General features: G+C 73.4%; 12 protein-coding genes. 1 reads left to right on the plus strand and 11 read right to left on the minus strand.

What is annotated here, in order from left to right:
• Window positions 1-19: 19 nt before the first annotated feature.
• Window positions 20-796, plus strand: coding sequence for a DNA polymerase beta superfamily protein (locus ACIF8T_RS09890; RefSeq protein ID WP_400033031.1), 777 nt, complete (start codon window positions 20-22; stop codon window positions 794-796).
• Here ACIF8T_RS09890 and ACIF8T_RS09895 read toward each other — a convergent pair.
• The 11 genes from ACIF8T_RS09895 to ACIF8T_RS09945 form a co-directional block, all read right to left on the minus strand.
• Window positions 722-1,471: a DNA polymerase beta superfamily protein gene (locus ACIF8T_RS09895; RefSeq protein ID WP_400033033.1), complete on the minus strand. Its 750-nt coding sequence runs from the start codon at window positions 1,469-1,471 to the stop codon at window positions 722-724. The two genes, ACIF8T_RS09890 and ACIF8T_RS09895, sit on opposite strands and share 75 nt — an antisense overlap.
• A gap of 3 nt (window positions 1,472-1,474) precedes the next feature.
• The gene (locus tag ACIF8T_RS09900) at window positions 1,475-2,494 is read right to left on the minus strand and encodes an ADP-ribosylglycohydrolase family protein (protein WP_400033035.1); all 1,020 of its coding nucleotides are present in this window, start codon (window positions 2,492-2,494) and stop codon (window positions 1,475-1,477) included.
• The gene (locus ACIF8T_RS09905; RefSeq protein WP_400033037.1) at window positions 2,491-3,210 is read right to left on the minus strand and encodes an NUDIX hydrolase; all 720 of its coding nucleotides are present in this window, start codon (window positions 3,208-3,210) and stop codon (window positions 2,491-2,493) included. The genes ACIF8T_RS09900 and ACIF8T_RS09905 overlap by 4 nt, the downstream gene beginning before the upstream one ends.
• 62 nt (window positions 3,211-3,272) lie before the next feature.
• Complete coding sequence (locus ACIF8T_RS09910; protein ID WP_400033039.1) at window positions 3,273-4,388, minus strand: pseudouridine synthase; 1,116 nt, start codon at window positions 4,386-4,388, stop codon at window positions 3,273-3,275.
• Window positions 4,388-5,041, minus strand: a complete 654-nt coding sequence (gene scpB / locus ACIF8T_RS09915; protein WP_400033041.1) for an SMC-Scp complex subunit ScpB — start codon at window positions 5,039-5,041, stop codon at window positions 4,388-4,390. Before scpB ends, ACIF8T_RS09910 begins: the two co-directional genes overlap by 1 nt.
• Complete coding sequence (locus tag ACIF8T_RS09920) at window positions 5,038-6,123, minus strand: segregation and condensation protein A (protein WP_400033043.1); 1,086 nt, start codon at window positions 6,121-6,123, stop codon at window positions 5,038-5,040. Before ACIF8T_RS09920 ends, scpB begins: the two co-directional genes overlap by 4 nt.
• Before the next feature lie 18 nt (window positions 6,124-6,141).
• Window positions 6,142-6,696 carry a hypothetical protein gene (locus ACIF8T_RS09925; protein ID WP_400033045.1) on the minus strand — a complete coding sequence of 185 codons (555 nt, stop codon included), beginning with the start codon at window positions 6,694-6,696 and terminating at the stop codon, window positions 6,142-6,144.
• The gene (locus tag ACIF8T_RS09930) at window positions 6,681-7,673 is read right to left on the minus strand and encodes a ParA family protein (RefSeq protein WP_400033118.1); all 993 of its coding nucleotides are present in this window, start codon (window positions 7,671-7,673) and stop codon (window positions 6,681-6,683) included. Before ACIF8T_RS09930 ends, ACIF8T_RS09925 begins: the two co-directional genes overlap by 16 nt.
• A gap of 556 nt (window positions 7,674-8,229) precedes the next feature.
• Window positions 8,230-9,354, minus strand: a complete 1,125-nt coding sequence (gene ald, locus ACIF8T_RS09935; RefSeq protein WP_400033047.1) for an alanine dehydrogenase — start codon at window positions 9,352-9,354, stop codon at window positions 8,230-8,232.
• A gap of 136 nt (window positions 9,355-9,490) precedes the next feature.
• A complete protein-coding gene (locus tag ACIF8T_RS09940; RefSeq protein ID WP_400033049.1) occupies window positions 9,491-11,569 on the minus strand; it encodes a tetratricopeptide repeat protein in 2,079 nt (692 codons plus the stop codon).
• A gap of 171 nt (window positions 11,570-11,740) precedes the next feature.
• Window positions 11,741-12,367, minus strand: a complete 627-nt coding sequence (locus ACIF8T_RS09945; protein ID WP_400033051.1) for an NUDIX domain-containing protein — start codon at window positions 12,365-12,367, stop codon at window positions 11,741-11,743.
• Window positions 12,368-12,433: the final 66 nt, after the last annotated feature.

Raw genomic sequence — 12,433 nt, forward strand, 5'->3', positions numbered from 1 at the left:
ATCCGCGTACGCTCCCGGCATGCGCCCCCAGCCCTCGACGCCGCCGGCCCCTCCGTCCCCCCTGGCCCTGGTCCGCGACCACACGGTCTACGCCTGCGTCATGGGGTCGCGCGCCTTCGGGCTGGCGACGGACGCCAGCGACACCGACCGCCGGGGCGTGTTCCTGGCGCCCACGCCCCTGTTCTGGCGGTTCGACAAGCCCCCGACGCACGTCGAGGGCCCGGCCGAGGAGCAGTTCAGCTGGGAGCTGGAACGCTTCTGCGAGCTGGCGCTGCGCGCCAACCCGAACATCCTGGAGTGCCTGCACTCCCCGCTCGTGGAGTACGCCGACGCCACCGGCCGCGAACTCCTGGACCTGCGCGGGGCGTTCCTGTCCCGCCGGGTCCGGGAGACGTTCGTCCGCTACGCCCGCGGCCAGCACCGCAAGCTGGCGGCCGACGTCCGCACGCACGGCGCCCCGCGCTGGAAGCACGCGATGCACCTGCTGCGGCTGCTGACGAGCGTCCGCGACCTGCTGCGCACGGGCACGCTGACCGTCGACGTCGGCGACCTGCGCGAGCCGCTGCTGGCGGTGAAGCGCGGCGAGGTGCCCTGGGCGGAGGTGGAGGCCCGGATGACGCGCCTGGCGGCGGAGGCCGAGGAGGCCGCCCGCCGCAGTCCCCTCCCGGAGGAGCCGGACCGGCGCCGCGTGGAGGACTTCCTGGTCCGCACCCGCCGCGCCTCAGCCCGCCAGGCGGACCCGTACGACGAGGTCGTGCAGGGCGTCGTGGGCACCGGGGGCGTCGGGCAGGTCTGAGACGGCCTGCGCCTCGTCCAGGGCGCCGTGCAGCTTCTCCACGTCGGCCCGCACGCGCGCGTGCTCGACGGCGGCCGCCCCGTGCTCCCGCTCCGCCTTCGCGGCGATCAGCTCCGGCAGGTAGGCGGGCGCGGCGGCCTCGCCGAGCAGGGTCGGCAGGTGGGCCTGCACCTCGCCGCTGCGCATCAGGTGGATGCCGGTCAGCAGTACCCGGAAGGTGTACAGCAGGGGCTTGAGCTCGCCGGTCCTCTCGAACAGCCGCCACTGGGTGGCGGCGAAGCCGCGGTAGTGGTGGGCGTGGTGCCGGGTGAGGACGCCGGGCGCGAGGGCGGCCAGTTCCCGGTGGGCGTCGGTGGTGTGCACGACCAGCGGCGAGAGCAGCTGCTCCAGCACGTAGCCGTTGCGGCGCAGCATCAGCCGGACGAACTTGCGCAGGTCGTGGGTGACGAGGTCCATCTCCACGCCGTCGCGGTCCCACATCCGCGACCGCGTCTCCTCCGGCTCGCGCAGTCCGACGAGGTCGGCGGCGGGCAGCAGGTGGACGCCCCGCAGGTCCACGTCCGAGTCGCGGGACGGGAAGCCGTAGAGGTGGGCGCCGGAGACGGTGGCGAACAGCACGGGGTCGGGCTGCTCGGCCACCACCGGGCCCAGGTCGATGTCGAGGGTGTCGATCATCGCTCAAGCGTCCCAGAGCGCCCCGAGCGTCACCAGGTCGCCGCGGTACTCGATCCGGTCGGCCCACTCGGCCGGCCAGGCGTCCGCGCCCAGGTGGGCGCCCGCGAAGGCGCCGGCCAGGCAGGCGATCGAGTCGGAGTCGCCGGAGGAGCAGGCGGCGCGGCGCAGGGCGGTGAGCGGCTCGTCGACGAAGAGCAGGAAGCACAGCAGCCCGGTGGCCAGCGCCTCCTCGGCGATCCAGCCGGCGCCGGTGGCGAGGCACGGGTCGGTCTCCGGCGAGACGGTCCGGACGGCCTCCCGGAGCCGCTCCAGGGCCGTCAGGCACTCGTCCCAGCCGCGCGCGATGAAGTGCTCGGGGCTCGGGTCCTGGGCGCGGGTCCACAGGTCGCCGAGCCACCGGTGGTGGTAGCGGCCGCGGTTCTCCAGCGCGTAGGAGCGCAGGCGTCCGATCAGCCCGGTCGGCTCGGCGCCCTGCGCGAGCAGCCGTACGGCGTGCGCGGTGAGGTCGGACGCGGCGAGCGCGGTCGGGTGCCCGTGGGTCAGGGCGGACTGCAACTGGGCGGCGCCCGCGCGCTGTTCGTCGCTCAGTCCGGGCACCAGCCCGATCGGCGCCACCCGCATGTCGGCTCCGCAGCCCTTGGAGTGGATCTGGCTGGCGTCCTGCCAGGGCCGGCCGGCGTCCTCCAGGAGTTCGCAGGCCCGGATGCAGGTGGCGCCCGGGGCCCGGTTGTTCTCCGGGGAGCGGTTCCAGGCGACGAACTCCCGCCGGACTGCCTCCGCCATCCCCTCGGGCGCCAGCACCCCCCGGTCCATCGCCGTGCGCAGCCCCCGCCCCAGCGCCAGGGTCATCTGCGTGTCGTCGGTGACGACCGCCGGCGTCGGCAGCGGCATCTCCCGCCAGGGACCGCACTTGGCCAGGATCGACGGGACGTCGTTGAACTCTGTGGGGAAGCCGAGGGCGTCCCCGAGGGCCAGCCCGGTGAGCGCTCCGGTGGCGGCTTGCTTGCGGACGGTGGTGGTCATGCGGGGCGTCCTTCCCGGGTCGGTCGCAGCAGGGGCGGGTGGAGGGCGGCGGCGCTGCCCGCGCGGTACAGCGCGGCCGGCTTGCCGCGGCCGCCGGTCAGTCGCGCGGCACCCGGCACGGGCTCGACGAAGCCCGGGGTGGCGAGCACCTTGCGCCGGAAGTTGGGCCGGTCGAGCGCGGTGCCCCACACGGTCTCGTAGACCCGCCGGAGCTCGCCGAGGGTGAACTCGGGCGGGCAGAAGGCCGTGGCCAGGCAGGTGTACTCCAGCTTGGCGCCGACGCGGTCCCGGGCGTCGGCGAGGATCCGGTCGTGGTCGAAGGCGAGCGGCCCGGCCGTCCCGTACGGCACCCAGCGGGCCTGGGCGGCGTCGCTGCCGCCGTGCGCCTCGGGCGCGTCGGGCAGCAGCGCGGCGAAGGCGACGGAGACCACCCGCATCCGGGGGTCGCGGCCCGGTTCGCTGTAGGTCCGCAGCTGCTCCAGGTGCAGTCCGGAGACGTCCGCCAGGCCGGTCTCCTCGGCGAGTTCGCGCCGGGCGGCCGTCTCCGCGGACTCGTCGGGCCGCACGAACCCGCCGGGCAGCGCCCAGCGGCCCGCGTACGGCTCCTGCCCGCGCTCGACGAGCAGGACGTGCAGCGCGTCCGCGCGGATCGTGAGGACGGCGAGGTCGACGGTGACCGCGAAGGGTTCGTAGGCGTGCTTGTCGTACCCGTCCATGACGAGCGCCCCCTTTTATAGTCACTGCGACTATAAAAGGGGGCGCGAGTGCGTCACAAGCCTCAGAGGTCGACTTCCTTCATCAGCATCCCGACCTCGGTGTTGGACAGCCGCCGCAGCCAGCCCGACTTCTGGTCGCCCAGGGTGATCGGCCCGAACGCGGTGCGCACCAGCTTGTCGACCGGGAACCCGGCCTCGGCGAGCATGCGGCGCACGATGTGCTTGCGGCCCTCGTGGAGGGTGACCTCGACGAGGTAGTTCTTGCCGGTCTGCTCGACGACCCGGAAGTGGTCGGCGCGCGCGTAGCCGTCCTCCAGCTGGATGCCGTCCTTGAGCCGCTTGCCGAGGTCGCGCGGGATCGGGCCGACGATGTGCGCGAGGTAGGTCTTCTTCACGCCGTACTTCGGGTGCGTCAGCCGGTGCGCCAGCTCACCGTGGTTGGTGAGCAGGATGACGCCCTCGGTCTCGGTGTCGAGCCGGCCGACGTGGAAGAGCCGCGTCTCGCGGTTGGTGACGTAGTCGCCGAGGCACTGCCGGCCCTCGGGGTCCTCCATGGTGGAGACGACACCGGCGGGCTTGTTCAGCGAGAAGAACTGGTACGACTGGGTCGCGACCGTCAGGCCGTCGACCTTGACCTCGTCCTTCTCCGGGTCGACCCGCTTGCCCTGCTCCAGCACGATCTCGCCGTTGACCTCGACGCGCGCCTGCTCGATCAGCTCCTCGCAGGCCCGCCGGGAGCCGTAGCCCGCGCGCGCGAGGACCTTCTGCAGCCGCTCGCCCTCCTGCTCGGCGCCCGGGAAGGTCTTGGGCAGCTTGATGTCCTTCTTGCCCGCGTACCGCTCCCGGTTGCGCTCCTCGGCCCGCGTCTCGTACTCGCGCGAAGTGGCCGGGGCCGTCCGGCCGCGCTGCTGGGGCTTCCTGGGGCTGCCCTTGGCGCCACCGCGCGCCGACGGCCCGCGGCCCGACTTCGGGCCGTCCTGGGTCGCGCCGGGGCCGACGTCGTAGCGCCGCTCCTCGGGGCGCGGCTTCTTCGGACGGCCGCCCTGCTTGTCGTCGCGGGTGTTGCCGGCGCCGCGGTAGTTACCGCGGCCACCGCCGCTCCCGCCGCGGCCGCCGCTGTTGCCACCACGGCTCCCGCCGTTGTTTCCGCTGCTGTTCCTGCCGCTGCTGCTTCGCATCAAAGTTCCGTCTTGTCGTCTGCGTCCTCGGAATCCGGGGCGTCCGGATCGAACGACGGGACCCCTTCCAGCGTCTCGGCCTCGATCGCCTCCGCCTCCGGGAGGAAGGGCGCGAGCTCCGGGAGCTCGTCCAGGCCGCGCAGGCCCATCCGCTCCAGGAAGTAGTTCGTCGTCCTGTACAGGATCGCACCTGTTTCGGGTTCCGTGCCCGCCTCCTCGACCAGACCGCGCTGGAGGAGGGTGCGCATCACGCCGTCGCAGTTGACTCCGCGCACGGCGGAGACCCGGCTGCGGCTGACCGGCTGGCGGTAGGCGACCACCGCCAGGGTCTCCAGCGCGGCCTGGGTGAGACGGGCGGTCTGGCCGTCCAGGGCCAGCCGCTCGACGGCGGGCGCGTAGGCGGGGCGGGTGTAGAACCGCCAGCCGCCGGCGACGAACCGCAGCTCGAAGCCGCGTCCCTGCGCGGTGTACTCGTCGGCCAGCTCCCGCAGCGCGTCCGCGACCTGCCGCCGGGGCCGCTCCAGGATCCTCGCCAGGTGCTCCTCGGTCGCGGGTTCGTCCACGACCATGAGCACCGCCTCCAGGGCGGGCTTGAGGTCGAGGTCCGCGACGGCGCGCGGCCCGGCCGGTGCCTCGGTCGTGTCCTCGCTCACGGCTTCCCCTTCTCCTGCGGCCGCTCGGACGGCCGGTCGAACTCGTCGGTGACGGCCGGCGCCTCGTCCCCGTCCCCGCCGGTCCAGCGCACGGTCAGCTCGCCGAGCGCGCTCTCCTGCTCCAGCGCCACGGCCTTCTCGCGGTACAGCTCCAGCAGCGCCAGGAACCGGGCGACGACGGTCAGGGTGTCCCCGGTGTCCGCCACCAGGTCCCGGAAGCTCGCCTCGCCGAGCTCCCGCAGCCGCGCGACGACGATCCCGGCCTGCTCCTGCACGCTGACCAGCGGCGCGTGGATGTGCTCCACGTACACCTGCGGCCTGGGCTTCGGCTGCATCGCCTTGACCGCCAGCCTGGCGAAGCCCTCCGGGCCGATGCGGATGACGACCTCGGGCAGCAGCTCGGCGTGCCGGGGCTCCAGCCCGACGGTGCGCGGACGGCGCCGGGCCTCGTCGTCGAGCCGGCGGCCGAAGATGTCCGCGACCTGCTTGTACGCCCGGTACTGGAGCAGACGGGCGAAGAGCAGGTCCCGGGCCTCCAGCAGGGCCAGGTCGGCCTCGTCCTCGACCTCGGCGGCGGGCAGCAGCCGCGCGGCCTTGAGGTCGAGCAGGGTGGCCGCGACGACCAGGAACTCGGTGGTCCGGTCCAGGTCCCAGTCCGGCCCCCTGGCCCGGATGTACGCCATGAACTCGTCGGTCACCTTCGACAGCGCGACCTCGGTCACGTCCAGCTTGTGCCGGGAGATCAGCTGGAGCAGCAGGTCGAAGGGACCCTCGAAGTTCGCGAGCCGGACCTTGAAGACGCCGTCGGGGACGGACTCGGACTCGGCGGGCCCGGAATCGACGGGCTCCGGCTCGGCGGGCCCGGACTCCACAGGCCCCGGCTCGGGCTCGGGCTCCGGCTCGACGGGCCCCGGCTCGGACTCGGACTCGGACTCGACAGCATCGGGTCCGCCAGGCACCGGCACCGGCACCGGCACCGGCATCGCCGCCTGCTCGGCGGGCGGCACCCCCGGCCCCCTCCCCAGCGCACGCCGTCGGCCGGCCGGGCCGGAGGAGGGGACTGGGGTGCCGTTCGAGGTCATAGCCCTCGCAGGCTACCGCTACCGTCCGCGCAGCCGCCGTACGAGGATGCTGGCGTCCCCGCGGGTCTCCAGGTCGGCGAGGACCACGGCGACCGCCTCGCGGACGATCCGGCCCCGGTCGACGGCCAGCCCGTGCTCGCCGCGCAGCACGAGACGGGCGTGCTCCAGGTCCATGAGCTCTTCGGCGGAGACGTACACGGTGATCTTCTCGTCGTGCCGCTCGCGGCCGCTCGGGCGGCGCGTGGCCGTCCGCCCGCGCTTGCGCGGCGCGGCGGAGGCCCCGGCAGAACCTTCCTGCGCCGCCGGGCGGCGCGCGCCGCGGCTGCGGGACTCGCCGGCCTCGGCCGGGTCCGCGTCCGCCGCGACGTGTTCGGCACCCTCGCCGTCGCCGCCCTGCACGGGCACCGACACCGGCGCGTCCTCGGCGGCCGCCGCGGCGTCGCCCTCCTGGGCGGGGGCGGGCACCCGGACGTCGCCGTTGGCCTGGCGCCTGGGGGTGGACGGCTGCAGCCCCGTTCCCCCTGTCGTACGGAAGAGTTCGTCGGCCCCCGGCAGACTCACTCGGCGTGACACCGGGCGAGCACCTCCCTGGCGAGCTGACGGTAGGCGGCGGCACCGACGGAGTTGGAGGCGTACGTGGTGATCGGCTCGCCGGCGACCGTGGTCTCCGGGAAGCGGACCGTGCGCCCGATGACCGTGTGGTAGACGTGGTCGTCGAACGCCTCGACGACACGGGCGAGCACCTCGCGGCTGTGCACCGTGCGCGAGTCGTACATCGTGGCCAGGATCCCGTCGAGCTCCAGCTCCGGGTTGAGCCGCTCCTGGACCTTCTCGATGGTCTCGGTCAGCAGGGCCACGCCGCGCAGCGCGAAGAACTCGCACTCCAGCGGCACGATCACCTTGTGCGCGGCCGTCAGGGCGTTGACCGTGAGCAGGCCGAGCGAGGGCTGGCAGTCGATGATGACGTAGTCGTAGTCGGGCAGCAGCGGCTTCAGGGCACGGGCCAGCGAGGACTCGCGGGCGACCTCGGAGACCAGCTGGACCTCGGCGGCCGACAGGTCGATGTTGCTGGGCAGCAGGTCCATGTTGGGGACCGCGGTCTTCAGCAGCACCTCGTCGGCGGACAGGCCCCGCTCCATGAGCAGGTTGTAGACGGTGAGGTCCAGCTCCATGGGGTTGACGCCGAGTCCGACCGACAGCGCGCCCTGCGGGTCGAAGTCCACGAGCAGGACACGGCGTCCGTACTCCGCGAGCGCGGCACCCAGGTTGATGGTGGACGTCGTCTTGCCGACGCCGCCCTTCTGGTTGCACATCGCGATGATCGTCGCGGGCCCGTGGTCGGTCAGCGGGCCGGGGATCGGGAAGTACGGCAGCGGGCGCCCGGTCGGGCCGACGCGCTCACGGCGCTGGCGGGCCGCGTCGGGCGCGAGCGTGGCCGCGTACTCGGGGTCGGGCTCGTACTCGGCGTCGGGGTCGTAGAAGTGCCCCTCGGGCAGTTCGTCGTAGTCGGCGAAGTGGTTGTGGGGCGCGCCACTTCCGTCGCCGGCCATGGCGTTCACGTGATGGCCATCCATGCTTCGGTGTGCTGGGTGAGTCACCCCTGGGCTCTGGCGACTCTGGTGGGCTGCGAAGGTGCGCACAGCGACGGAGCCGACAGCCTCGAACCCCGCGGGCCCCTGGCCCCGTGCAGGCGTTCCTGGTTGACCACCCCCGGGAGAAAATGTCGACTCATTCACAAGTCGTCTTACCTCCTTGGTGACCAGGAAACTTCTAGACAGGTCAGCGTGGCACCATGCCGACGATTGGCGACTCTATGGCGTGTCGGCGGTCCGCAGCAACACAATCCGCCGGACCCGGCCCGATGTGTCGGCAATGAAACATCCCGCTGTCAAGGGCGTACGGCCGTCGCACGGCAGGTTTCACCGGTGTGCGAATCGGTCGAAGGGTTGCGTTCGAGGCGAGTTGCCCGAGCGGCGCGAAGTGACCATACACACATCCGGCCGGACCTTGCGGGCAAGGTCCGGCCGGATGCGCGGTGTTGACGAACGTTGTTGACGTATCGCCTTTTACCTGCAGATGACTTGATCCCGTCGGTCGGCCGGACGGTCAGCCGAGCAGGGAGCCGAGCTCCACGTGCTCCAGGCCGTGCGCCTCGGCGACCTCGCGGTAGACGACCTTGCCGTCATGGGTGTTGAGGCCCTTGGCGAGCGCGGGGTCGCGGCGCAGCGCCTCGGCCCAGCCGTTGTTCGCGAGAGAGACGATGTACGGCAGCGTGGCGTTGGTGAGCGCGTTGGTGGAGGTGCTGGGCACCGCGCCCGGCATGTTGGCGACGCAGTAGAAGACCGAGTCGTGCACCGTGAAGGTCGGCTCGGCGTGCGTGGTGGGACGGGAGTCCTCGAAGCAGCCGCCCTGGTCGATCGCGATGTCGACAAGGACACTTCCCGGCTTCATCCGCGACACCAGCTCGTTGGTGACCAGCTTGGGAGCCTTGGCGCCCGGGATGAGCACCGCGCCGATGACGAGGTCGGCGTCCAGGACGGCCTTCTCCAGCTCGAAGGAGTTGGACATGATCGCCTTGACCTTGGTGCCGAAGATCCGGTCGGCCTCGCGCAGCTTGTTGATGTCGCGGTCGAGCAGGGTCACGTCGAAGCCCATGCCGACGGCGATCTGCGTCGCGTTCCAGCCGGAGACGCCGCCGCCGATGACGACCGCCTTGGCCGGGGTCACGCCCGGCACGCCGCCCGGCAGCACGCCGCGGCCGCCGGCCGCGCGCATCAGGTGGTAGGCGCCGACCTGCGGGGCCAGCCGGCCCGCGACCTCGGACATGGGGGCGAGCAGCGGCAGCGCGCGGCTCGGCAGCTCCACCGTCTCGTAGGCGATCGCCGTGGTGCCGGACTCCAGCAGGGCGTCCGTGCACTCCTTGGAGGCGGCCAGGTGCAGGTAGGTGAAGAGCGTCTGGTCCTTGCGGAGGCGGTGGTACTCCTCGGCGATGGGCTCCTTGACCTTCAGCAGCAGGTCGGCGGTGGCCCACACCTCGTCGGCCGTGTCCAGGATCTGCGCACCGGCGGCCACGTACTCGGCGTCCGTGATCGAGGAGCCGACCCCGGCGCCGCGCTCGATGACGACCTGGTGGCCGTGGCGCACCAGCTCGTGCACGCCGGCGGGGGTGATGGCCACCCGGAACTCGTTGTTCTTGACCTCGCGGGGGATGCCGACCTTCACGTCGATCACGGTCCTTGGCTCAGAGGGTATGGGGGGATCACTAGACATACCCGGACGCGCTTGGGCACACCGGGAGAGACCGCAGGAGAAAGTGCGGCAGAGCCAGTCTAATGAAGGTGTTCCCGCTGTCTAGCCTTTCATTGCATCAATCTTCAGTGGGTGCACTGCGGATTTCGCAGGTGTTAGCTCCCTGTTCCAGGGATGAGTCGCCCTCGGGGGGCTCCTGGAGGCCCTCTTCGGCCTCCTCTTCCAGCATCCGCTCGGCCGTGCTCCGGTGCAGCCCGGCCGCCACCGGGTCGCCGAGGTGGTCCAGGGTGTCGGCCACCCGCAGGTGCAGGGCGGCCTGCAGGCGGGTGTCCTCGGCACGCCGCGCCCACTCCACGGCCTCCCGGCAGGTGCGCAGCGACTCCTCGGGCCGCCCCGCGTACTCCTGGACGCGCGCCAGTTCGCTCAACGCCCGGGCGTGGGCGGCCAGATCGCCGTTCTTGCGGTGTCCGGCGGCCGCGGCGCGCCAGTTGCGCAGCGCCTCGCCGTAGCGCCCGGCGAAGGTGTGGGCGGCGGCGATCCGGCCGTAGAGCCGGGCGGCGTCGGCGCGCTCGTCGCGGGCGAGCCGCTCGACCAGGGCGCGGCCGAACCAGTCGGCGGCCCGGTCGTAGTCGCCGAGCTCCAGGTGGGCGCCGCCTACGGATTCCATCGCGCGGCCGGTCGCGTACGGGTCGTTCGCCTCGCGTCCCGCGTCCAGCGCGGCCCGGTAGCGCACCAGTGCCTCGGCGGTGCGTCCGGTCCGGGCGTCGAGGTCGCCGAGGTTCAGCAGGGCGGCGGCCTTCTCGCGCGGCAGGTCGCGGCGCTCGGCCACGTCGAGGACCAGGCCGTGGATGCCGTACAGGTCGGGGGCGGCGGCCTGGGTGCCGACGTGGGCGGCCATCGCCCGCACCAGCTGGGCCATCAGCCGGCGGGCCAGGGTGTCCAGCTCCCCGTCGGCGACCGCCAGCCGGGCGGCGGCCAGCAGGGCGGGCCGGCGGATGCGCAGCCAGTCGGCGGCGGCCCGCGGGCTGGGGAAGCGCAGGGCGTGCGGCATGGCGAGGAGCTTCTCGCGGGCCTGCGGGCTGTCCGTCTCGGTGATCGCGCGGCAGGACTGCAGCAGCCGTACGGTCCGCTCCAGCATGCGGGCGCGGGCCAGCTGGAGCTCGGCCGGCCGGTCCAGGGCCACGGCGAGGGCGTGCAGCAGCGGGTGCAGGCAGCCGGGCACCTCGTACTCCGGCAGCGGCGAGTCCACCGTGCGCAGGAAGCCGAGGGCGGCGAAGTCGTCCAGGGCGGTGCGGGCGCTGTCCACCGAGCACCCGGCGAGCGAGGAGGCGATCTGCGGGTCGACCAGGCCGGCCGGGGCGAGCGAGAGCAGGCGCAGCGTGCGGGCGGCGGACGGGGGCAGGGCGGCGTGGGCGAGCCGGAGGACGCGGCTGAGCGCGGTGCCCTCGCCGTCCTCGGCGCGCAGCTGCTTGGCGAGGTCGGAGACGGCCGCCTGGGGGCGGGCCGCGAGCCAGCCGCCGGCCAGGGTGAGCGCGGCCGGGTGGCCCTCGCAGATCTCGGCGAGGTGCTCGGCGGCCCGGGGGTCGACGGTGATGCGGACCGACCCGGTGTGCCGGGAGAGCAACTCCACCGCGGACTTGGTGTCGAGGCCGCCCAGGGTGCAGGGGCGGACGTCCGCGATGCCGGTCAGCGGGCCCCGGGAGACGGCGACCACCAGGCAGTCCGGGGTCGCCGGCAGCAGGGCGTCGACCTGTCCGGCGTCGGCGGCGTCGTCGAGCAGCAGCAGTGCCCGGCGGTCGGCCAGGGCGGCGCGCAGGTCGGCGGTGAGGTCGTCCTCGGCCGCTCCGGCCGGGGCGGGGTGCCCGAGCGCGGCGAGCAGGTCCCGGGCGGCGCGCTCCACGGGGACGGGCGTGCCGTCGGGCTCGCTCAGCCGGGCGCGCAGCACCCCGTCCGGGTAGCGCCGCGCGACCTGCCGGACGAGTTCCTCGGCGAGCGCGGTGCGGCCGGAGCCCGGGCGGCCCGCGATGAGCAGCACGCGCGCGCGGGGGGCCTTGCGGCCGGCGAGGGTGTCCAGGCCGGTGCGCTCGATGTCGGCGCACAGCTCCTTCAGCTCCCGTGTACGGCCCAGGAACCGGCTCCCCCCGGCCGTCTGCCCGAAGAGCTGCACACCGCCTGTGTCCACCGCCTGGTCCGTCACGGGCCACACTCCCGTCCCACCGCACACCGGGGCCCGCCGGGACTCCGGTTCGGGCGTCTCCAGAGCCTAGTTCACGCTCTGCGACGTTCCCGGTGGAGCGCGGCGGGCACGTCCCCCGATCGGATCAGCAGATCGTCACACCGGGAGGGCGGCAGGGACGGGAGCGGCCGGTCAGGCGTCGAACGGACGCGCCGGCCAGGGCGCCTCGGCCGGGCGGAGCCCGTCGAGCCCGTCGCCGTCACGCGCGGCGACCAGCGAGAGGACGCCGACGACGAGGCAGTTGTTGTGCAGCTCGCCGGCGAGCACGCCCCGCACCAGGTCCGCGACGGGGACGCGCTCGATCTCCATGTCGGCCTCCTCGTGCTCGACCACGAAGCGCTCGCCCTCGGCCTCCGACAGGCCGCGCGCGAGGAAGATCCGCACGGCCTCGTCGCAGCCGCCGGGCGTGGTGTAGACGTCGGTCAGCACCCGCCAGTCCTCGGCCTTGACGTGGGCCTCCTCGTACAGCTCGCGCTGGGCGGCGTGCAGCGGGTTCTCGCCGGGCACGTCGAGCAGGCCGGCCGGGATCTCCCACAGCTTGTGGCGCACCGGGTGGCGGTACTGGCGCAGCACCAGGACGCGGTCCGCCTCGTCGAGGGCGAGGACGGCCACCGAACCGGGGTGGACCTGGTAGTCACGCTTGACGACCGTCCCGTCGGGCATGACCACCTCGTCGGTGCGCACGGAGGTCTTGTTGCCCCGGAACGGGGTCTCCGTGGCCCGGATCTCCCACTCCTCGGGCGAGTCCTTGATCGTCATACCAGTCCTTCCACGTGCCCGAACGAAAACCGGGGTGCCCACCCGTCGCAGGCACGCACCCCGGTC

Source organism: Streptomyces sp. NPDC085946, assembly GCF_044540485.1.
Taxonomy (GTDB): domain Bacteria; phylum Actinomycetota; class Actinomycetes; order Streptomycetales; family Streptomycetaceae; genus Streptomyces.